The 21015-nt window shown below is 71.5% G+C and carries 16 protein-coding genes and 1 rRNA gene; 8 read left to right on the top strand and 9 right to left on the bottom strand.

What is annotated here, in order from left to right:
* The first annotated feature begins 185 nt into the window (after positions 1 to 185).
* Positions 186 to 1637, top strand: coding sequence for an FtsW/RodA/SpoVE family cell cycle protein (locus tag D458_RS0131405; RefSeq protein WP_017590686.1), 1452 nt, complete (start codon positions 186 to 188; stop codon positions 1635 to 1637).
* Between the two features lie 40 nt (positions 1638 to 1677).
* On the opposite strand, the gene D458_RS0131400 is transcribed toward D458_RS0131405, so the two are convergent.
* The 4 genes from D458_RS0131400 to cysC all read right to left on the bottom strand — a co-directional run bounded on the left by D458_RS0131400 (position 1678) and on the right by cysC (position 6484).
* The gene (locus tag D458_RS0131400; protein ID WP_017590685.1) at positions 1678 to 3033 is read right to left on the bottom strand and encodes a short-chain fatty acid transporter; all 1356 of its coding nucleotides are present in this window, start codon (positions 3031 to 3033) and stop codon (positions 1678 to 1680) included.
* Between the two features lie 193 nt (positions 3034 to 3226).
* Entirely contained in the window at positions 3227 to 3973 is a 747-nt protein-coding gene (locus D458_RS0131395; protein ID WP_017590684.1) for a phosphotransferase family protein, read from the bottom strand.
* 106 nt (positions 3974 to 4079) lie between these two features.
* Positions 4080 to 4865, bottom strand: a complete 786-nt coding sequence (locus D458_RS0131390; protein WP_017590683.1) for a MazG family protein — start codon at positions 4863 to 4865, stop codon at positions 4080 to 4082.
* Positions 4862 to 6484, bottom strand: coding sequence for an adenylyl-sulfate kinase (gene cysC, locus D458_RS0131385; protein ID WP_017590682.1), 1623 nt, complete (start codon positions 6482 to 6484; stop codon positions 4862 to 4864). Before cysC ends, D458_RS0131390 begins: the two co-directional genes overlap by 4 nt.
* 488 nt (positions 6485 to 6972) lie before the next feature.
* Here cysC and mfd point away from each other — a divergent pair, with 488 nt between their 5' ends.
* Complete coding sequence (gene mfd, locus D458_RS0131380; protein WP_026119864.1) at positions 6973 to 10593, top strand: transcription-repair coupling factor; 3621 nt, start codon at positions 6973 to 6975, stop codon at positions 10591 to 10593.
* A gap of 70 nt (positions 10594 to 10663) precedes the next feature.
* A complete protein-coding gene (locus D458_RS0131375) occupies positions 10664 to 11206 on the top strand; it encodes a hypothetical protein (RefSeq protein ID WP_017590680.1) in 543 nt (180 codons plus the stop codon).
* A gap of 4 nt (positions 11207 to 11210) precedes the next feature.
* Here the strand turns inward: D458_RS0131375 and D458_RS0131370 are convergent, their stop codons facing one another.
* Positions 11211 to 12806 (bottom strand): cell division protein PerM, encoded by a 1596-nt coding sequence (locus D458_RS0131370; protein WP_040703012.1) that lies wholly within the window; start codon positions 12804 to 12806, stop codon positions 11211 to 11213.
* A gap of 236 nt (positions 12807 to 13042) precedes the next feature.
* Here D458_RS0131370 and D458_RS0131365 point away from each other — a divergent pair, with 236 nt between their 5' ends.
* On the top strand, positions 13043 to 13609 hold the full coding sequence (locus tag D458_RS0131365) for a DUF1707 SHOCT-like domain-containing protein (RefSeq protein WP_017590678.1): 567 nt from the start codon (positions 13043 to 13045) through the stop codon (positions 13607 to 13609).
* A 125-nt stretch (positions 13610 to 13734) separates the two neighbouring features.
* Here D458_RS0131365 and sucD read toward each other — a convergent pair whose 3' ends face one another.
* From sucD to D458_RS0131350, 3 genes are all read right to left on the bottom strand, one after another.
* Positions 13735 to 14613, bottom strand: a complete 879-nt coding sequence (gene sucD, locus D458_RS0131360) for a succinate--CoA ligase subunit alpha (protein ID WP_017590677.1) — start codon at positions 14611 to 14613, stop codon at positions 13735 to 13737.
* 15 nt (positions 14614 to 14628) lie between these two features.
* The gene (gene sucC, locus D458_RS0131355; protein WP_017590676.1) at positions 14629 to 15810 is read right to left on the bottom strand and encodes an ADP-forming succinate--CoA ligase subunit beta; all 1182 of its coding nucleotides are present in this window, start codon (positions 15808 to 15810) and stop codon (positions 14629 to 14631) included.
* A gap of 402 nt (positions 15811 to 16212) precedes the next feature.
* Complete coding sequence (locus tag D458_RS0131350; RefSeq protein ID WP_017590675.1) at positions 16213 to 16623, bottom strand: cobalamin B12-binding domain-containing protein; 411 nt, start codon at positions 16621 to 16623, stop codon at positions 16213 to 16215.
* Between the two features lie 147 nt (positions 16624 to 16770).
* Between D458_RS0131350 and D458_RS0131345 the strand changes: the two genes are divergently transcribed.
* The 4 genes from D458_RS0131345 (at position 16771) to D458_RS0131330 (ending at position 20621) form a co-directional block, all read left to right on the top strand.
* Positions 16771 to 17112, top strand: coding sequence for a hypothetical protein (locus tag D458_RS0131345; RefSeq protein WP_017590674.1), 342 nt, complete (start codon positions 16771 to 16773; stop codon positions 17110 to 17112).
* 81 nt (positions 17113 to 17193) lie between these two features.
* Positions 17194 to 18798: a DNA-3-methyladenine glycosylase 2 gene (locus D458_RS0131340; RefSeq protein WP_017590673.1), complete on the top strand. Its 1605-nt coding sequence runs from the start codon at positions 17194 to 17196 to the stop codon at positions 18796 to 18798.
* Positions 18795 to 19388: a methylated-DNA--[protein]-cysteine S-methyltransferase gene (locus D458_RS0131335; protein WP_017590672.1), complete on the top strand. Its 594-nt coding sequence runs from the start codon at positions 18795 to 18797 to the stop codon at positions 19386 to 19388. Before D458_RS0131340 ends, D458_RS0131335 begins: the two co-directional genes overlap by 4 nt.
* Before the next feature lie 180 nt (positions 19389 to 19568).
* Positions 19569 to 20621: a M23 family metallopeptidase gene (locus D458_RS0131330; protein ID WP_017590671.1), complete on the top strand. Its 1053-nt coding sequence runs from the start codon at positions 19569 to 19571 to the stop codon at positions 20619 to 20621.
* Between the two features lie 156 nt (positions 20622 to 20777).
* Here D458_RS0131330 and rrf read toward each other — a convergent pair.
* Positions 20778 to 20893 (bottom strand): 5S ribosomal RNA (rrf, locus tag D458_RS0131325).
* Between the last annotated feature and the right edge of the window lie 122 nt (positions 20894 to 21015).

The following is a 21015-nucleotide window of genomic DNA, read 5'->3' as shown; positions in this document are numbered from 1 at the left end:
GGAGGACGTCAGGGCGGAGAAGGCGGTGCGGACCGCCTCGTCCCGGCCAAACCAAACCGCCCGAAAGTGGCCGTTCCCCTTGCCCCGGCCCCACCCGTGTCTATAGTTCGAACTGCGGGCCACGCCCCCCACGCCGCTCAGAAGGCACGGCCCTCGCGCGAACGGTAGAGGGCAGAGGACGAGGTATGGCCAACCCGGGGACCGAACCGACAGACGGGGCACTGCGCCCGGCCCGACAAAGACGCACGGAGCTGGTTCTGCTCATCGCCTCGGTCGGGACGACCTTCGCCGCCCTGCTCTTCGCCTCGCTCTCCGTCACCGGCGGGATCGACTCGAGGGTGACGGTCTACACACTGGTGCTCGGTGCGGGCGCCCTCGGCCTGCACGTCCTCCTGCGGTTCGTGGCGCCCTACGCCGACCCGGTCCTGCTCCCGGTGGCCACGGCGCTGACCGGGCTCGGGATCACCATGATCTGGGCGCTCCAGATGACCCGCGACCTCGATCCGGGCAGCAGCGAGGCCGACCGCCAGCTGATGTGGTCCCTGATCGGCATGGTCCTGTGCGCGGGCGCCGTGGCGTTCGTCCGCCAGCCCCGCCGCCTGACCATGTACACCTACCTGATCGCGCTGGCCGCGCTCGTCCTGCTGCTGCTCCCGCTCTCGCCGTTCGGCCACGAGGTGCTCGGCGCGCGGCGGTGGATCATGATCGGCCCCTTCACCATGCAGCCCTCGGAGTTCGCGAAGGTGCTGCTGGTGATCTTCCTGGCCTCGTACCTGGGCCGCCAGCGCGACGTGATGGCGCTGGTCACCCGGACCTTCAGGATCGGCGGGGTGAAGGTGTTCAGCGCGCCGCGCGCCCGCGACCTGGCCCCCATGGCCGTGGGCTGGGGTGTGGCGATCCTCCTGCTGGTGGGCACCAAGGACCTGGGGACCTCGCTGCTGCTGTTCGGCACGTTCCTGGCGGTGCTCTACGCGGCCACCGCGCGCAAGTCCTGGGTACTCATCGGCCTGGTGGCCTTCTCCGCGGGCGCCTACGTGGCGTACCTGCTGTTCGGGCACGTGCAGAACCGGGTGCGGATCTGGCTGAACGCCTTCGAGGAGGAGGTCTACTACAGCGACGGCGGCAGCTTCCAGGTGGTGGAGGGCATGATCGCACTGGCCTACGGAGGGATACTCGGTACCGGCTTCCACGGCGGCGACGTGCAGAACCTCTTCGCCTCCGACAGCGACCTGATCCTGGTGTCGGTGGGCGAGAAGCTCGGGCTGACCGGCCTGCTGGCGGTGCTGGTCCTGCTGTTCCTGTTCGCCCAGCGCGCGCTGCGGATCTCCCTGGGCTGCCGGGACGTCTTCCTCAAGCTCACCGCGCTCGGCTACGGGTTCATCCTCGCGTTCGACGTGTTCATCGTGCTGGGCGGCGCCACGCTGATCATCCCGCTCACCGGCATGACCACCCCGTTCCTGTCGGCGGGCGGTTCCGCGCTGATGGCCAACTGGCTGATCGCGGGCCTGCTGCTGACCATCAGCGAGACCGCCCGCCGCCCGCAGGAGTCGTTCAGCTCGGGGATGGCGCCCGGCGACCCCTCCACCGAGGTGATCAACGTGCGCGACCTGCCGAGCGGCATCCGGGACCGCGGCTGACCCGCTCCCCTGCCCGGGGCGCCCCGGGCAGGGGGCCCGATCAGGTCAGGAAGGTGATGCACAGGGAGGCGACCACGATCGCGAAGAGCATCACGAACGCCGAGTAGCCGAGCACCTTGCCGGCGCGCAGCCTGGTCAGCGCGAGCAGCGGCAGCGCCCAGAACGGCTGGATGCCGTTGGTGAGCTGGTCACCCATGGCCACCGCCATCACACCCACACCGGGGTCGATGCCCAGTGTCTCCGTCGCCCCCATGACCACCGGCCCCTGCACCGCCCACTGGCCGCCGCCCGAGGGCACCGCGAGGTTGACCAGGGCGGCGCTCATGAGGGCGAGGAACGGGTAGCTGAAGGGCGTGGCGACGGAGACGAACCACCCGGTGACGACCTCCAGCAGCCCGGAGGTGTCCATGATCCCCATGATTCCCGCGTAGAACGGGAACTGGACGATCACCGCGGAGGCGTTCCTCGCGCCCTCGGCCGCGGCCGAGGAGTAGCTCGCCAGGGTCCCGTGCAGGCCCAGCCCGGCCATCAGGAACATGAAGTTGAGCAGGTTGATGTCCATGCCCACCACACCGTTGAGCACGAGGGCGGGCACCAGGTGGACCAGGCCGACGGCGACCACCGCGTAGACCAGGACGCGGCTGTGCATGAGGCGCTGCGCCGGGGACAGGGCGCGCAGTTCGGTCCTGGCGGGGCGGCCGACGGTACCGCCCCCGAGCGGCCCGTCGTCACCGGAGTCCTCGATCTCCTCGCTGTCCCCGGGCTCGGGGGCCATGCTCATCAGCAGCAGCGGGGCACCGATCAGCATGGCCAGGAGGAAGACCAGGTTGAACGGCTGGAAGACGGTCTCGCTGAGCGGGATCAGGCCGATCTGCTCCTCCAGGAAGTGCCCCGGGGTGTTGACCAGCAGCGGCGCCGAACCGGACAGTCCGCTGTGCCAGACCATGAGGCCGATGTAACCGCTCGCCGCCAGCAGCGGGAAGTGCACCTTGATGCCGCGCTCCTTGCAGGAGCGGGCCACCTCCACGGCGAGGAGGGCACCGGCGATCAGGCCCAGACCCCAGTGCAGGGTGCCCAGCAGCGCCGCGCCCAGGGCGGTGATCCCCACCGCGGACAGCGGGCCGCGGGCCCGGCCCGCCACCCACAGGATCGCCCGCCGGGCCGGCGGCGAGGAGGCCAGGGCGTAGCCGGTGACCAGGACGAGGGTCATCTGCATGCCGAACTCGAGCAGGCCCCAGAACCCGCCGTACCAGTCCCCGACCAGTTCGAGCGGGGTCCGTTCGGTCAGGAACAGGGCCATCCCGAAGACCAGGGCGGACAGGACGACCGCGAAGACGAAGGCGTCCGGCACCCATCTGGTGCTGAACGCCGCGAGCGCGTTTCCGAAGCGGCGCATGAGGAGGCTCCCACGGGTTCAGGGGGGTCCGGCCCCGGTGCGGGGAGGAGGGCACCGAGGTCAGAGGCCCCGAGGTGAGAGCACTGTGTTGCACGGGTCACACAGGCGTCAAGATCAGGGAGAGCGATTTGAGCCTTTCTGGAGGTCCGGCCCCGGTTCGGGGCGGCCCGCCGGGCCCTTCTCCCGCCCCACCTCACATCCGGGACCTCAGCACGTCGACCTCGCAGCCCGGCTCGAAGGGGTCGAAGCCGTGCTCGCTCAGCCAGCGAACGATCAACAGGCTGCGCAACGACCACCACGCGCGGACCACGTCGAGGTCGATGTCGGCGCCGTAGCCGGCGAGGAGGTCCTCGAGGCGGTCCTCGTGCCCGAGCGTGAAGGTGGCGAGGTCGTACAGGGCATCGCCCCGACCCGCCTCGGACCAGTCGATGATGCCCGTGACCTCGTCGCCGTCGAGGAAGACGTGCGCGATCTGCAGGTCGCCGTGGGTGAACGCCGGCGTCCACGGCCGGAACGCGGCCTCGGCGACCTGGCGGTTACGGGTGACCAGGTCAGCGGGCAGGAGGCCGCTGCGCACGAGCAACGCGCACTCGTGGTCGAGTTCCGCCGCCAGCTCGACGGGGCTCCGGCCCGCCCGCCCGGACACGGGAGGCGGCGGCGCGTCGTGCAGCTGCCGGATGGCGGCGCCCGCCGCGGCCCACGCCGCCGGCGACCCGGTCGACGGACCGCCGAGGCGCCCGAGCACCGCGCCCCGAACCGCTGAGAGCGCGAGCACGTGCGGCTTGCGCCACAGGACCCGCGGGGTCGGGACCGGAGCGATCGACATGACCTCGGCCTCGGCGTCGATGCGCGCCTGGTCGGCGTCCACCTTCAGGAACACGTCGCCGACGCGCAGCGTCGTGCGCTCGGAATGGGCGACAACGACTTCGACCTCGTCCATGGGCACCCAGTATCCCGGGGACGGCCGCCGGTGTCGCCGGATTTACCGACTGCGGCGACGCGGCCGACCGCGCCCCCGCAGTCGGCGGCCCCACGGCGCGAGCCGCTCACCCGCCCGTCTTCGACCAGTACTCCCGCCACTGCTCGTCGCTCAGCTCGCGGGGCTCGTGGCCGTCGGCGCGCGCGGCGGCCTCCGCCGCGCGTACCCGGGCGTCGAAGCGACGGGCGGCCAGCCGCAGATCGGTCTCGGGATCACGGCCCTGGTCCCGTTCGGCGGCCACGGCCGTGAACAGCTCTCCGCCCTCGGCCCCGTCGTCACCCACCAGGTCAGCGGGGAAACCGTTGCGCACGGCCCGCTTCTGGAGCTCGTAGGCCAGCAGCACCGCGGGCTGGGCGAAGGGCACCCCGTCGAGGACCGAGGTCTCCCCCGACCCACCGCCGGCCTTGGCCTTCGCGGAGCGCTCGGCCGCCTTGATGGCCTCCCAGTTCGACCACACCTCGTCGGTCCCCGACACGTCCGCGCCGCCGAACACGTGCGGGTGCCGCCGGGTCATCTTGTCGATGATGGCGTCGGCGACGTCGTCCACGGTGAACCGGGCCGGATCGCCCTCGGGCCGCTCGGCGCCGATCGCGGAGTGGAAGACCACCTGCAGCAGCACGTCCCCGAGCTCCTCGCGCAGCTGGGGGTAGTCACCGTCCTCGATGGTCTCCAGGGTCTCGTAGGACTCCTGGATCAGGTATTTGGCCAGGGACTCGTGGGTCTGCGAACTGTCCCAGGGGCACTCCCGGCGCAGGGTCTCCATCACCTCGACCAGGCGCAGCAGCCGGTGCCCGGGCACCGGGGCGGACCGCTCGGTCCCGGCCGGGTCCGACGCTTCACTCGGGTCACTCATACGCGGTCCTCGCTCACGTTCTGGTCCGAGGGGAGCCAGCCGCCCTCGCGCAGGGCGGCCAGCACCTGGGCCACGGACTCGGAGGGGTCCGTCCCCACGGTGTCGACCACCAGGTCGGCGTCGGTCGGCTCCTCGTAGGGGTCGGAGATGCCGGTGAACTCGGGGATCTCCCCCGCCCTGGCCTTGGCGTAGAGGCCCTTGCGGTCGCGGGCCTCGCACTCCTCCAGGGGTGTGGCCACGTGCACCAGGAAGAAGTCCCCGAACTCCTCCACCATGGCACGGACCTCGGCCCGTCCGGCGGCGTACGGCGCGATCGGCGCGCAGACCGCCACACCGCCGTGGCGGGTGATCTCCGCGGCGACGTAGCCGATGCGCCGGATGTTGAGTTCGCGGTCCGCCCTGGAGAAGGTGAGCCCCTTGGAGAGCATGCGGCGCACCACGTCGCCGTCGAGCAGGCTCACCGTGCGTCCGGAGCGGCGGATCCCGTCGCACACGCCCCGGGCGATGGTGGACTTGCCCGACCCGGACAGGCCGGTGAACAGCAGGGTGACCCCTCGTTCGGTGCGCGCCGGGCGCAGGCGGGCCAGTTCGGCGCCGACCCTGGCGGGGGTGAACCAGGCGGGCAGCTCCCGCCCGTGCGCGAGCTCCGCCTCGACCTGTTCGTCGGTGAGCTCGGGGAGGGCCTCACGCGGGTCGACGTGGGTGACGGGCTTCCAGAGCGCCTCGCAGGAGTCGTACGTCCAGGGCTCGGGGTCCAGGACGGTCAACGGGGGTCGGAGCGCCATGACCCGCTCGGTCTCGGGCCCCCGGCCTCCGGCCTCGAGCAGCAGGTGGGTGGCGCCGTAGGCCGAGGCGACGTGGGCGGCCAGGGCCGTGTCACGCTCGGTCCAGGCCCCGCCCAGGGGCCCGGCGGCGCGCGCCTCGGCCCGGGGCAGGGTGACCACGACGAACGAGCTCCGGGGCGGCAGCAGCGGCTCGGCGGCCAGGACCGCGGCGGCCAGGCCCTCGTCGTGCAGGCCGGTGTCGACGACGACCAGGACCTCGGCGCGTTCGCCGTCGCGGCCCAGTGCCTCGGCCTCGGCCCGGACCTGGTGCAGGGCCCGGTGGTGCAGGGGCCGGTCGGTGACCACGGCCAGCAGGGGACGGCCCGAGGAGAGTTCGAGCTCGCTCTGGGCGCGCACCTCGGCGGGGGTGGGCCGTAGTTCCCGCAGGACCCCGTAGGTGGCCGGGCGCAGCAGGGTGACGTCACCGGCCAGGTGGTGACGGGTCGCGCCTCCCCCGGCGCCCTCGGCGTCCTCACGGCGCTCCCAGTGCTCGCGGACCGACAGCTCCGCGAGCGGGGCCCCCTCCAGGTCGGTGAGGGTGAGGCGCTCCTGCCCCACCAGCTCCTCCGGCACCTCCAGGGTGACCGGAACCGGCCAGGGGCGGCCGTCGGGGAGACGCCCCCGGCGCACCACCGACTCCGCCTCGTCCCGGGTCATGAAACCGGGCAGCGGGTAGGCACCGCTGAGAATGAGTTCCAGGTGGGCGAGCCCGTCCGGACCTGGGGCGAAGACCGGAGCGGTCGGTCGGCCGGTGTCCTCGGCCGCCCCGTTCCCCTGCCTGTGGGCACTCACCACGCGTATCCTCTCCTCGGACTCTTCACTGGGACTGTCGAAGAAACGCGTCCAGCGTATGCCCGAACGGGCCCCCAACCCGGCGCTGCGGTTCCCGATTCGGAATAGGTCCTGCTCAGAGCGGGTTCTCATGAGCGTGACCCGCTCAGGTCCCCCGGGACCGGGCCCCGGGGGCCGACACAGGAGTCCCGAACCGCCGACCCCCGAACCCGGCCCGCGCGTGACGGTGGGACTGGATAAGCTGAGGGGAACCGGGTGGCCACGCCGATCCAGACACGGCCGCCCGTACCGTCACCGCTCACGTACGGACCGTCCCCAGCGACCCGCGGGACGGTGGCAACCGTGCCCGCCGCACGCACGCGCGTGTCCGGCGTCAGGGCAGGCCGCGGAGGGGACCGCGGCCCCAAGGGCCCCGCCACCGTACAAACCGCAGGAAGCGACCTCACCGCAGGACGCGACGCCTGAACCGGACCACTCTCATTCCTGGTGCTATGAGCCTCATTGGACTTCTCGCCGACGTCTCCCAAGACCCGGCTCTCCACAGCGCGATCGAAACCGCTCGAAGCGGACGCGATCCCCATCTCGACCTCGTCGCCCCGGCGGCACTGCGACCCTTCATGGTGGGGGCGCTGGCCGCCGACGCCCCCGTGGGCGCGAACCGGCCGGTCCTCGCCGTCACCGCCACCGAGCGGGAGGCCGCCGACCTGACCGACGCGCTCGGCTCACTGCTGCCCGAGGACTCGGTCGCGCTCTTCCCCGCCTGGGAGACCCTTCCGCACGAACGGCTCTCCCCGCGCTCGGACACCGTCGGCCAGCGCCTGGCGGTGCTGCGCAGACTGGCGCACCCGGACCCCTCCGACCCGCTCACCACCCCCTTGCGGGTGGTGGTGGCCCCGGTCCGCAGCGTCCTCCAACCACTGGTCGCCGGGCTCGGCGACCTGGAACCGGTCCGGATTCGGCCCGGGGACGAGGTGGAGCTGGAGGAGGTGGTCAGCGCCCTGACCAACACCGGCTACGCCCGCGTGGACCTGGTGGAGAAGCGCGGCGACATGGCCGTGCGCGGCGGCATCCTGGACGTCTTCCCGCCCACCGAGGAGCACCCGCTCCGGTTGGAGTTCTGGGGCGACACCGTCGAGGACATCCGCTACTTCCAGGTCGCCGACCAGCGCTCCATCTCCCCCGCCGACGGCGGGGACGGGGCCGGTCCGCGCACCAGCGCCGCCTCCGGCCTGTTCGCGCCGCCGTGCCGGGAGCTGCTGCTCACCGACACCGTGCGCGAGCGCGCCCGGGCCCTGGCCGAGGAGCACCCCTCACTGGCCGAGGTCCTGAACAAGATCGCCGACGGCGTCTCCGTGGAGGGCATGGAGGCGTTTGCCCCCGTGCTCGCCGAGAGCATGGAGCCGTTCCTCGAGTACCTGCCCCCGAACGCGATGGTGGTGGGCTGCGACCCCGAGCGCATCCGCACCCGCGCCGTGGAGCTGGAGGCCACCAGCGCCGAGTTCCTGGACGCGTCCTGGATCAACGCCGCCTCGGGCGGCGAGGCCCCCATCGACCTCGGCGAGTCCGCCTACATGTCCATCTCCGAGCTGCGTTCGGTGGCCACGGGCCTGGACCTGCCCTGGTGGGGGCTGACCCCGTTCAGCGCCGGCGAGGGCAGCGCGGACAAGGAGGCGGGCGAGGCGGACGACGCGGTCGTGGTGGGCGCGGTGCCCGCCGACTCCTACCGCGGCGACACCGAGCGGGCCCTGGCCGACGTCAAGAGCTGGCTGCACGACAACTGGAGCGTCGTGCTGGTCACCCAGGGGCACGGACCGGCCGAGCGGCTGGTCGCGATGCTCAAGGACGCCGGACTGGGCGCCACGCTCTCCGCGGACCTCGCGGAGCCGCCCAAGGAGGCGATCGCCACCGTCACCACCGGGCTGGTCGACCACGGCTTCCTGCTGCGGTCGGTGCACACGGTGGTGCTCACCGAGACCGACCTGGTGGGGCAGAAGTCCTCCACCCGCGACATGCGCCGCATGCCCAGCCGCCGCAAGGGCACGGTCGACCCCCTCCAGCTCAAGCCCGGCGACTACGTCGTCCACGAACAGCACGGTGTGGGCCGCTACCTGGAGATGGTGAGCCGCCAGATCCAGGGCGCCACCCGCGAGTACCTGCTCATCGAGTACGCGCCCTCCAAGCGCGGCCAGCCCGGTGACCGCCTGTTCGTACCGACCGAGCAGCTCAGCGAGGTCACCCGGTACGTGGGCGGCGAGGCTCCGACGCTGTCCAAGATGGGCGGCGCCGAGTGGAGCAAGGCCAAGAGCCGGGCCCGCAAGGTCGTCCGCGAGATCGCCGGCGACCTGATCCGCCTGTACTCGGCGCGGCAGGCCTCGCCGGGGCACGCCTTCGGCCCGGACACCCCGTGGCAGAACGAGCTCGAGGACGCCTTCCCGTACGTGGAGACGCCCGACCAGCTGGCCGCGATCGACGAGGTCAAGAAGGACATGTCGAAGTCGGTCCCGATGGACCGGCTGATCTGCGGCGACGTGGGTTACGGCAAGACCGAGGTGGCCGTGCGCGCCGCGTTCAAGGCGGTGCAGGACGGCAAGCAGGTGGCCCTGCTGGTGCCCACCACCCTGCTGGTCCAGCAGCACCTGTCCACGTTCTCCGAGCGCTACGCCTCCTTCCCCGTCACGGTCAAGCCGATGTCGCGGTTCCAGACCGACGGCGAGGTCGAGGCGACCCGTGAAGGGCTGCGCACCGGCGAGGTCGACGTGGTCATCGGCACGCACCGGCTGCTCTCCCAGGAGACCCGGTTCAAGGACCTGGGCCTGGTCATCATCGACGAGGAGCAGCGCTTCGGTGTCGAGCACAAGGAAGCCCTGAAACGGCTGCGCACCCAGGTGGACGTGCTGGCGATGTCGGCCACGCCCATCCCGCGCACCCTGGAGATGGGTCTGACGGGCATCCGCGAGATGACCACGATCCTCACCCCGCCGGAGGAGCGCCACCCGGTGCTCACCTTCGTCGGGCCCTACGAGGACAAGCAGATCACCGCGGCGATCCGGCGCGAGCTGATGCGCGAGGGACAGGTGTTCTTCGTGCACAACCGGGTGGCGTCCATCGACAAGGTGGCGGCGTCCATCAAGCGCCTGGTGCCCGAGGCCCGGGTGGCGTACGCGCACGGCCAGATGAACGAGCAGCAGCTCGAGAAGGTCATGGTCGACTTCTGGGAGAAGAACTTCGACGTCCTGGTCTCCACGACCATCGTCGAGTCCGGCCTGGACGTGCCCAACGCGAACACGCTGATCATCGACCGCGCCGACACCTACGGCCTGTCCCAGCTGCACCAGCTGCGCGGCCGGGTGGGCCGCGGCCGCGACCGCGCCTACGCGTACTTCCTGTACCCGCCGGAGCGGCCGCTGACCGAGACCGCCTACGAGCGGCTCGCGACGGTGGCCCAGCACACCGAGATGGGCGCGGGCATGTACGTGGCCATGAAGGACCTGGAGATCCGGGGCGCGGGCAACATCCTGGGCGCGGAGCAGTCCGGGACCATCGCGGGCGTGGGCTTCGACCTGTACGTGCGCATGGTCGGCGAGGCCGTGGCCGAGCTCAAGGGCGACCCGGAGGCGGCCGCGGAGATCGAGACCAAGGTCGAGCTGCCGATCAACGCGCACATCCCGCACGACTACGTGCCCGGGGAGCGGCTGCGCCTGCAGTCGTACAAGCGGATCGCCAGTGTCACCAGCGAGGCGGACATCCTGGCCGCCTACGAGGAGCTCACCGACCGCTTCGGCGCCCCGCCGCAGCCGGTGGACAACCTCATGGCGGTGGCCCGGTTCCGCGTGCTGGCCAAGTCCGCGGGTCTGGCGGACGTGGTCATGCAGGGCAACCAGATCCGGTTCTCCCCGGTGGAGCTGCGCGAGTCCCAGGAGCTGCGGCTGCGGCGGATGTACCCCAAGTCCATCCGGAAGGAGTCCGCGAAGACCCTCCTGGTCCCGGTCCCCAAGGCCGGCGGGATGGGCGGCAAGCCGCTGCGCGACCTCGAACTGCTCAAGTGGTGCACGGACCTGGTGAACAACATCTTCGAGCCGGACAAGCGCAAGGCCCGGCCGAAGGGCGAGTAGCCGGACAGAAGAGCCGCGCTGTACCGGTCGGGTCCCGCCCGGCCGGTACAGCGCGGTTACACTGCCCGCCATGTCGAAACAGCGCGCCCTCCGGGCCGACCCGCGCGGCCCCTGGGCCCCGTGGGCGGGTGCGGCCTGCCTGCTCCTGGTCCCCGTGGGCGCCTTCGGAGCACACCGTGAACTGGTCTCCGCGTCTCCGGACCTTCTCGAGGCAACCTTCGCGGCACTGACCGCACTCATGGGCTCAGTACTCGGGTTCGCCCTCTTGGCGCCCCGGCACCGGCTGAAGTGGTGGCCTCTGGGCGTGGCACCCCTGGCCCTGGGCTTCCTCTGCGCCGGCCTGGTCCTGCTCTGGGACCCGGCCTCAGCGGTGAACACGGAGTTCGCCAACTCGCGCAGGAACTCCGAAGCGAGCGTCACCGCTACCGGGGTGTTCCTTCTGCTGCTCGGCGCGGGCGGGCTGGCCGCCTCCGTGATGACGGTCCTGCCCCGGCCGCGCCGCCGCCCCGAAACCCTCCCTCAGGCCCCGGCACCGAAAGCGTCACAGGACATGACCCCCAAGCAGCGGCGCCGGGCGCGAAAGCGCCGGAACCGGACCTCCGCCCGGCACTGACCCCTCAGCTGCGCTGGTCGATCTCCTCCGGAGAGGCCTCGTAGGTGATGCCGTACATCTCCTCCTCGGACTCCTCGTCCGCCCTCCCCCGGCGCCACCAGCCGCCCTCGGCCCGCCTGGCCGCGCGGCGCTGCTCACGCAGCTCCCGGCGGGCCTCGCTGCGGGCCCGGCGCTCGACCACGCGGTCCCGTTTGCGGGCCTCACGCGTGCGCCGCACCTCGGCGCGGCGCTCCACGATGGTCGGCTCCTCCGGCGCCCCGGCGTCCTCCTCGGGCTCCTCGCGGGGGCGCAGCGCCGTGACCGTGGCCAGCCCCTTGCCCACGGGGACGTCGGTGGGCAGCTCCACCACCGGGGCGGAGGGTTCGGGCCGCTTCTCCGACCGGGCCTCCTCCCGCTGGGTGACGACCTCCCGGGTCAGCTTGCGGGTGTACCACCAGTTCGCGATCCACGCCGCCACCGCCGCGGCCACACCCACCTCCAGGGCGGCCACCAGGCCGACCTGCCAGGCGGAGGGGCCGATCTCGCTGAGCCGCTGGGCGCCCAGGGACCCGCCCGCGGTCCCGGCCAGGGCCGCGCACAGCATCCCCGTCGTCACACCGCACACGAACCCCCACAGGGGCGCCGCCTCGCTGACCACGTCCGGCGCGCTGCGCTGGGTCAGCATCCCGCCGACCGCACCCGCGACGAACGGCACCACCAGCGCCGTCAGCGACAGCACCGGGGCGGCCCCGTTGGCGGGCAGCGCCGCCAGCATCGGCAGCGCGGGCAGCGCACCCAGCGACACCCCGGTCGGTGCGACCACCGTCGCCGCTCCCATCCCGAACCCCGGGCCGAGCGCGTAACAGACCGCGAAGACCACCGCGTTGGGCAGGTAGGCCAACTGCACGATCAGCAGCAGCACACCGCCGACCACCCCCGGTGCGAGCGTGCGCGTGACGTCCACGGCCTCGGGCAGGTTCACCGCCAGCGCCACCAGGAACAGCACCAACCCCCCGGCCAGCAGGGTCCCCGTCGACGCGAGCATGCCCACCAGCAGCGACCGCGACCGGGCGGGCATGAGGTCGAGCAGGTCGCCCGCGGCCACACCCTTGTCCCTCATGAGCTGGCGGAGTACGCCCAGCCCACCGGCGAGGAAAGCGATCACGAACCCCATGAGGAGCGCGCGCGGCATACTCGGCTCGACCTCGTCGGTCTGCGCCAGCAGCGCGAGCGTGCCCGCGATCGCCGCGTAGGGCCCGGCGATCGCCAACGCGGCCCGGTAGACGTGCCGGAGCCGCGCGATCTCGCAGCTGCGCGCCAGCCAGCGGCCGAACCGGTACAGCAGCAGCCCCGGCAGCAGCACCAGCCCCAGGGGCAGCAGGCTGATCTGCCCCTCGGCGACGGTGAAGGAGACGTGGTGGCCCACCAGCCAGGCCAGGACGGCGCCGCGCAGCAGCTCGACGATGTCCTCGCCGAAGGTGTCGTGGGGGGCGGCGACCCAGCCGACCATGGTGAGGGTGACGATCACCGCCAGCCCGATACCGGCGGCCGAGGCCGCGGCGATCCCGCCGGTGGAGTAGACCGGGCGGCCGGTCACCTCCTCCGGAGGTGACGCGGGCACGCTCCCGGGACCGCCGTCGTTGGTGGACTTGGACCGCTTCGACTGCCGGCCTCTGTCGGGGGGAGATCCTGGCGTACTCACCCGACTTATGCTGCCAGGGACCGGAATGCTCCGTGGTATCCCGGCCGCGCGTGTCGTGTCCGCATCCCGGCGGTGGGGCGGGAACGGGCGGAACGGGGAACGAACGAGATACGTCGTAAGATGAGAACCCGGTCCCCCCGCACGAAGGACGCCAGATGGCAGAGCCCGACCCCGACCGCCGCTACCGACTGTCGGACGCCGAACGCGACGAAGCACTCGGGAACCTGCGTGTGGCGTTCGAGGAGGGGCGGCTGGACACCGAGGAGCACGACCACCGGATGGACGCCGTGCTCCGGGCGGTCGACAACCTCGACCTGGTGCCGCTCTTCGAGGACCTGCCGCGCGAGCTGGCCCCCGGCTCCGTGACCTCACCCGGACCGGTCGGCCCGGCGCCCGCCCGCTCCCCCGCCGTCCCCGAATCCCGCGAGGCCGAGACCGCCGAATCCGCCCCGGGCGAGACGGACCGGCGCGAGGAGCACCGGGAGGAGGTGACCCGCGGTGGAAGCAGCGATGCGACGAACCTCGCCGGGCTCGGGGGGTGGGGCGTCTTCCTCCTCCTGGTGTGGGGCACGCCCTCCTTCATGAGCGGCAGCGTCCACGCGATCGCGGTGTTCCTGGGGTTCTTCAGCCTGCTGGTGCTCGGACCGCTCGTCGGTCAGCTGATCGCCATGCGCAACCGGCGCCTGCGCGAGAACCCTCCGGGGCAGCTCGGCGGCGGCTGAGCACCGCCGGCGGCGCCCAGGGGCCGCCCTCGCGCCCGCGCACGGGAAACGGCTCCGCCCCACCTACCGGAAACCCGGCGGCGGGGCGGAGCCGTTCTGAACGAAAGCCCTGTGGGGCGTGGCCTCTAGAAGAGGTCGCGCACCAGCTGAGCGGTCTCGCTCGGGGTCTTGCCGACCTTGACGCCAACGGCCTCGAGGGCCTCCTGCTTGGCGGCGGCCGTACCGGAGGAGCCGGAGACGATGGCGCCGGCGTGGCCCATGGTCTTGCCCTCCGGGGCGGTGAAGCCGGCGACGTAGCCGACGACCGGCTTGGTCACGTTGGCCTTGATGAAGTCGGCGGCGCGCTCCTCGGCGTCTCCACCGATCTCACCGATCATCACGATCACGTCGGTGTCCGGGTCGGCCTCGAAGGCCGCCAGGGCGTCGATGTGCGTGGTGCCGATGATCGGGTCGCCACCGATGCCGACGGCGGACGAGAAGCCGATGTCGCGCAGCTCGTACATCATCTGGTAGGTGAGCGTGCCCGACTTCGAGACCAGGCCGATGCGGCCCGGCTTGGCGATGTCGGCCGGGATGATGCCGGCGTTGGACTGGCCCGGGGTGATGAGACCGGGGCAGTTCGGGCCGACGATCCGGGTCTTGTTGCCCTTGGAACCGGCGTAGGACCAGAAGGCGGCGGTGTCGTGGACCGGGATGCCCTCGGTGATCACGACGGCCAGGCCGATCTCGGCGTCGATCGCCTCGATGACGGCGTCCTTCGAGAACTTCGGCGGAACGAAGATCACGGTGACGTCGGCGCCGGTGGCGGCCATACCCTCGGCGACGGAGCCGAAGACGGGCACCTCGGTGCCGTCGAAGTCGACGCTCTGCCCGGCCTTGCGCGGGTTCACGCCACCAACGATGTTGGTGCCGGACGCGAGCATACGGCGGGTGTGCTTGGTGCCCTCAGAGCCGGTCATGCCCTGGACGAGCACCTTGCTGTCCTTGTTAAGGAAGATAGCCATGGTGTGTTCCGTCCCCTACTTCGCCGCGAGCTCGGCGGCCCGAGAGGCGGCGCCGTCCATCGTGTCGACTCGACTCACGGCCGGGTGGGCGCGCTCGTCGAGGATCTGGCGGCCCAGTTCGGCGTTGTTGCCGTCCAGGCGCACGACCAGCGGCTTGCTGACGTCGTCGCCGCGCTTCTCCAGCAGCTCCAGCGCCTGCACGATGCCGTTGGCAACCGCGTCGCAGGCGGTGATGCCACCGAAGACGTTGACGAACACGCTCTTGACGGCGGGGTCGCCCAGGATGATCTCCAGGCCGTTCGCCATCACCTCGGCGGAGGCACCGCCACCGATGTCGAGGAAGTTGGCGGGCTTGACGCCGCCGTGGTTCTCACCGGCGTAGGCGACCACGTCCAGGGTCGACATGACCAGACCGGCACCGTTACCGATGATGCCGACCTCGCCGTCGAGCTTGACGTAGTTGAGGCCCTTGGCCTTGGCGGCGACCTCGAGCGGGTCACCCTCCTCGGCGAAGGTCAGGCTCTCCAGGTCCTGGCGGAACTCGGCGTTCTCGTCCAGGGTCACCTTGCCGTCGAGGGCGACGACCCGGCCGTCCTTGGTCAGGATGAGCGGGTTCACCTCCGCGAGCGTGGCGTCCTTGCCGACGAAGGCGTCCCAGAGCTTGGTGATGATCTCCGTGGCACCCGCGACAGCGGCCTCGGGCAGCTTGCCCGCCTTGACGATCTCCGCGGCGACGTCGGCCGGGGCGCCCTTGAGGGCGTCGATCGAGATCTTCGCTACGGCGTCGGGGTTGGTCTCGGCGACCTCCTCGATCTCCACGCCGCCCTCTTTGGAGCAGATGGCGAGGAAGTCACGGTTGGCGCGGTCGAGCAGGAAGGAGAAGTAGTACTCCTCGGCGATGTCACTCGCCTCCTCGACCAGGACACGGTGGACCGTGTGGCCCTTGATGTCCATGCCGAGGATCTGCTCGGCCTTGGCCTGGGCGTCCTCGGGGCCCTCGGCCACCTTGACGCCGCCTGCCTTACCGCGGCCACCGGTCTTGACCTGGGCCTTCACGACGACGCGGGGCTTGCCCGCGGCGGCGAACTCATCAGCGATGGCACGTGCCTCAGCGGCCGTGCTCGCCACCTTCCCCTGGGGTACGGGAACCCCGTACTCTGCGAAGAGTTGCTTCGCCTGGTATTCGAACAGGTCCACGAGGGTCCGTCCTTGTAACTCGCTGGCTCAAGTGTGTACCGGGGTGGCATGTCCGGATCGGCGGCGACGCACTGAGAACAGGCGCCGCACGACGCAGTACCCCGGTGGGGCTGAGCCGCCTACAGAGATCGAGATCGCCGCGGCGTTGCCACCCGCGACATGCGCAAAGCTTAGTCGCCCGGGATCTGGCCACCGGACACCAGGGTCGCGTTGGCCCCCGAGTTTCCAGGCTGTTCCGGGCCCAAAAGCCGCTCATGCGGCGCTACAGCCGCACACACGTGGGAAAATGTGTGACCAGAGACACGGCCGATAACACCGATCCGGCGCCGTTCCGCACCGCATCGGACATCTACCGAAGTGCGACGAACGTCACGGCACGGCCCGGCTGTGCGGGCGGGACCCTCAGGCCGCGTGCGCGGGGCGGATGTTCTCGCGCACCCAGTCCGCGATCTCCGTGGTCGGCGCCCCCGGCGTGAAGATCCTGGCGACCCCCATCGCCTCCAGCTCCACGATGTCGGAGTCGGGGATGATGCCCCCGCCGAACACCCGGATGTCGGTCGCGTCGTTCTCCCGCAACAGCTCCATGACCCGACCGAACATGGTCATGTGGGCGCCCGACAGGACGGACAGCCCGATGGCGTCCGCGTCCTCCTGGAGCGCGGCGGCGACGATCATCTCCGGAGTCTGGCGAAGACCGGTGTAGATGACCTCCACTCCGGCGTCACGCAGGACGCGGGCGACGATCTTGACCCCCCGATCGTGCCCGTCCAGTCCCGGTTTCGCGACAACGACGCGCGCGGCGGCCTCGGCCATGGCGTACCCCTCACTACGTTCCCCCGTGTGCGCCCGACACCCCTTGTGAGGGCCTCCCGAGCGCCTCGGGAGGAGATGATGAACTCGACTGAAGAGTAACTCAGGTCACTCATGGATGCGGGGCGCGGGTGCGGGTATCGTCCGAGCATGGACGACCACGTCACCGGATTCGAGCAGATCAGCACCGACGAACTGCGGGAACGCGCCGTGGAACTGGCACGGCAGCGATGGGACGTACGTTTCTTCTGGCGGCTGCTGGGCCTGATCCCGGCCGCCGAGGCCGCCGCGGGCAACATGGACGCGAGCGAGGCCAGCGTCGCCCAGGCCTCCGGGCTCCTCTACGAGGCGCTCTCGTCGGAGAGCGACCCCGAGGTGCAGGAGGTGCTCCGCCCCGTCTACGTCGAGTACCTGACGGAGCACGGAGCGGCCCCGGAAACCGGGGACACCGGCCCGGGGGCGGAGGGGGGCCGGGGCCCGGCAGAGGACTGACCCCCGCGGAGTCCACCACGAGGACCATGTCCGAAAACCGCCAGCACCGGGCCGTGCGCGTCGGCGAACATGGTGGTTGTGATGGACGACGAGCAGCGCTACCGCGCAGTACACAGCAGGGACTCCCGCTTCGACGGGGTCTTCTACACCGCCGTGCGCACCACCGGCATCTACTGCCGGCCCAGCTGCCCGGCGGTGACCCCCCGCCGCGAGAACGTCCGCTTCTACCGGACCGCGGCCGCCGCGCAGGAATCGGGTTTCCGCGCCTGTAAGCGGTGCCGCCCGGACACGGTGCCCGGCTCACCCGAGTGGAACGTGCGGGCCGACGTGGTCGGCCGGGCCATCCGGCTGATCCACGACGGTGCCGTGGACCGGGGCGGGGTGGGTGCCCTCGCCGGAGCCCTGGGCTACAGCGAGCGCCAGCTGAACCGCCTGCTCTCCGCCGAAGTGGGCGCGGGGCCGCTGGCCCTGGCCCGGACCGAGCGGGCCCACACCGCCCGCGTCCTCGTGGAGACCACGGACATGCCGATGGCCGACACCGCCTTCGCGTCCGGGTTCGCGAGCGTGCGGCAGTTCAACGAGACCATGCGAGCGGTGTTCGACCGCTCGCCCTCCCAGATGCGCGAAGCGGCGTCGGGGCGGAGCGGCGGGGTGGCCGCGCCGCCCGGCGCGATCGTGCTGCGGCTGCCCTACCGGGGCCTCATCGACCTGGACGGGATGCTGGACTTCCTCGGCGACCGCGCGGTCCCGGGAGTGGAGGAGTACTCCGACGGCGTGTACCGGCGGACGCTCCGGCTGCCGCACGGACCCGCCGTCGTCGAACTCTCCCCGGGGTCCGCGGCTCGGGCCTCCGGGGTGGGCGGGCACGTGCTGTGCCGGTTGTGGCTGTCCGAGCCCCGTGACCTGGCCAGCGCGGTGCGCCGCTGCCGCGGCCTGCTGGACCTGGACGCCGACCCCGAGGCGGTGGCCGAGGCGCTGGGGCCGGACCCCGTGCTCGGCCCGGTACTGCGGCGGCGCCCCGGCGTACGCGCTCCCGGTCACGTGGACCCGGCGGAACTGGCGATCCGGGCGGTCCTGGGCCAACAGGTCTCGGTCCGGGCCGCGCGTACGCTGGCAGGGCGCCTGGTGTCCCGGTTCGGGAAGCCGTTGGCCGCCCCGGACGGCGGACTCACCCACACGTTCCCCTCCCCCGAGGCCCTGGCCGCCGCCGACCCCGCGGAGCTGTCCATCCCCGTGGCACGGGGGCGGGCGCTGGTGGGTGTGGCCGGGGCGATCGCCTCGGGCCGGGTGGATCTGGGACCGGGCTGCGACCGGGACGAGGCGGAGCGACGCCTGGTGGAGCTGCGCGGGATCGGCCCGTGGACCGCCGGCTACGTGCGGATGCGCGGACTCGGCGACCCGGACGTGTTCCTGCCCGCCGATCTCGGGGTGCGCCAGGCCCTGGAACGCGCGGGGCTGGGGGCGACCCCGGCCGCTGCTGCCCGAGAAGCCCGGGCGTGGAGCCCGTGGCGCTCGTACGCCACCCATCTGCTGTGGGCCTCGCTCGGGGAGGCGGACGCCGGCTCCGGGGGCGCGGACCCTGGCGGCGCCGGCCCCAGACGCGGCGGTACGGAGAACGGCAGTACCGGAGACGGCGGCGTTGGTGGCCGCGAGAACGAACGACAGCGCCGAGAGGGAACGGGATGAACACCGAACAGGACGCACTTCCGCTGGACCTGCCCGAGGAGCCGGCCGCACCGCCGAGGGACACCGCGGTGCGGTTCCGGGAACCGCTGCCGGGGCCGACCCACTACACGACGATGCCCTCCCCGTTGGGTGAGCTGACACTGTTCGGCGACGGCGAGGCCCTGGGAGGGGTGTTGACCCCGCCCAAGGACGGCACCACGCGAGCGGTCCCGCAGCACTGGGTGGCCGACGCGAAGCCGTTCGCGGAGGTGGAACGCCAACTGACCGCCTACTTCGCGGGGGAGCTCAGGGAGTTCGACCTCCCCCTCGCCCCGGCCGGGACCGTCTGGCAGCTACGGGTGTGGCGGGCGCTCACCACCATCCCGTACGGAGAGACCGCCGGTTACGGCCAGCTCGCGGAGGAGCTGGGCAGGCCGACGGCCTCCCGGGCGGTGGGCACGGCCAACGGCCGGAACCCGATCAGCATCATCGTTCCCTGCCACCGTGTCATCGGCGCCAACGGAAGCCTGACCGGCTACGCGGGCGGGCTGGAGCGCAAGGAGTACCTGCTGGGCCTGGAACTCGGCAGGCCGACGGGCCGGAGAGCCTGACGCCCAGAGCTACCGGGGCGCCGGGGCCGGCGCGGGAAAGCGTGGCAGTAGGGGTGTGACCGGAGTGAATGAAGTCCGGTTGCACCCCTTGTCCGTACGTGAGGCTCTCGTTACTCTTCGGTAGCCACGATCAAAGGTTGTGGTGTCACTCCCCGTTCGCCGACTCCCCCAGGAGAAGCGTTGACACTGCCCGCCCGTTCCCCCCGACGTGCCCGTTTCCTCCCCCTCGGCGCCTTCGCGCTCACCGCCGCGGCGGCCCTCGCCGTCACGGCCACCGCCGCCCCCGCTGCGGCACAGCCCCGAACGACCGCGCACAGCGCCGCCGACAACGTGGAGATCCTCCTCGAGGCGGAGGTCGCCGACGACCTTCCGACGGCTCTGCGCTCGGTGCCCGCCGAGGATTCCCTCGCGGACTCCGTCATCGAGGATGTCCTGGATTCCCGCTCCACCGAACTCTCCACCCTCGCGGCCCAGGACCGCGACGTCCGGGTCGACATCAGGGAGGCCACCGATGAGACGGCCTTCGGCGTCGCCATCGTCACCGCCCCCGAGGTCGAGGGCGAGGACCCCTACGCCTGGCTGTTCGCCGCGGAACTCGACGGTGCCGCGTGGACGGTGGGTCTGGAGGGCACCGAGGAGTTCTCCGAGATCCTCGCCGACTCCTCGCTCATGGACACCGAGGAGCGCGAGACCGTCGCCGCAGCCACCGACCCCGACCAGCTCTCCCCGATGGCGTACACAGGGGTCGGCCTTCCGTTCTCGATCGGCACCTCCATGGTGATGACCGGCGGCCCGCACGGTTTCAGCGCCGGCCCGCCGTTCAGTTCCGTGGACTTCGCCGGAGGCAACGGCCAGGCCCGCGCGGCCCGGGGCGGCTACGCCTACTCACTGTGCGACGGCTGGACCCGCGTCATCCACGACAACGGCTACTCCACGGACTACTACCACCTGGAGAACTACCAGTGGCTCCCCGGTAACAACGTGGGGGTCGGACACTACCTGGGCACCCAGGGCAACAGCGTCTGCGCCGGCGGGTCGTCCACCGGAGCCCACATCCACTTCAGCCTGCGCGGCTACACCGACCCCAACGCCGCGGGTTGGTACGTCGCCCTGAACGGCCTGACCCTGGGCGGCTGGACCTTCGTCGAGGGCGCGGCCTACGGCGGCTACGCCTACCGGAACGGCGTGGGGACCGTCTACCCGGGCGGCTCGATGTACAACTACGGCTTCTAGGGAAACCCCTCCCGGGCAACCGGGCAGGTCATGAGGAATAGGGGCTCCGTGACAACGGGGCCCCTATTTCACATGTTCACAATCCATCACAAAAAAACAAGAAGGAGGAGCCCGCCCCGAAAGACGAACCCCTCCCCCTCATATTCTCAAGAAAAACCGTGGCGGCGACCTACTCTCCCACCCCATCACAGAGCAGTACCATCAGCGCAAGGAGACTTAACGACCGGGTTCGGAATGAGACCGGGTGTGACCCTCCTGCTAAAACCACCACGGAAACCTAACACCCACAACCACCACTCAACCCCACAAAAGGGGAGCAATGACCACGAGTAAGCTTTCGTGAATACAGTGTGCGCGAACATCCAATTATCTGCAGCGGACAAGCCCTCGACCT

The organism is Nocardiopsis ganjiahuensis DSM 45031, from assembly GCF_000341085.1.
In the GTDB taxonomy this organism is placed as follows: domain Bacteria; phylum Actinomycetota; class Actinomycetes; order Streptosporangiales; family Streptosporangiaceae; genus Nocardiopsis; species Nocardiopsis ganjiahuensis.
Note: the sequence above shows the minus strand (reverse complement) of the source record. Positions and strands in the feature narration are given on the sequence as shown.

Bases quoted from the DNA above. Each gene is read 5' to 3' on its own strand.
- D458_RS0131405 (WP_017590686.1), top strand. From the start codon at position 186: ATGGCCAACCCGGGGACCGAACCGACAGACGGGGCACTGCGCCCGGCC.
- D458_RS0131400 (WP_017590685.1), bottom strand. From the start codon at position 3,033: ATGCGCCGCTTCGGAAACGCGCTCGCGGCGTTCAGCACCAGATGGGTG.
- D458_RS0131395 (WP_017590684.1), bottom strand. From the start codon at position 3,973: ATGGACGAGGTCGAAGTCGTTGTCGCCCATTCCGAGCGCACGACGCTG.
- D458_RS0131390 (WP_017590683.1), bottom strand. From the start codon at position 4,865: ATGAGTGACCCGAGTGAAGCGTCGGACCCGGCCGGGACCGAGCGGTCC.
- mfd (WP_026119864.1), top strand. From the start codon at position 6,973: ATGAGCCTCATTGGACTTCTCGCCGACGTCTCCCAAGACCCGGCTCTC.
- D458_RS0131375 (WP_017590680.1), top strand. From the start codon at position 10,664: ATGTCGAAACAGCGCGCCCTCCGGGCCGACCCGCGCGGCCCCTGGGCC.
- D458_RS0131365 (WP_017590678.1), top strand. From the start codon at position 13,043: ATGGCAGAGCCCGACCCCGACCGCCGCTACCGACTGTCGGACGCCGAA.
- sucD (WP_017590677.1), bottom strand. From the start codon at position 14,613: ATGGCTATCTTCCTTAACAAGGACAGCAAGGTGCTCGTCCAGGGCATG.
- D458_RS0131350 (WP_017590675.1), bottom strand. From the start codon at position 16,623: ATGGCCGAGGCCGCCGCGCGCGTCGTTGTCGCGAAACCGGGACTGGAC.
- D458_RS0131345 (WP_017590674.1), top strand. From the start codon at position 16,771: ATGGACGACCACGTCACCGGATTCGAGCAGATCAGCACCGACGAACTG.
- D458_RS0131340 (WP_017590673.1), top strand. From the start codon at position 17,194: ATGGACGACGAGCAGCGCTACCGCGCAGTACACAGCAGGGACTCCCGC.
- D458_RS0131335 (WP_017590672.1), top strand. From the start codon at position 18,795: ATGAACACCGAACAGGACGCACTTCCGCTGGACCTGCCCGAGGAGCCG.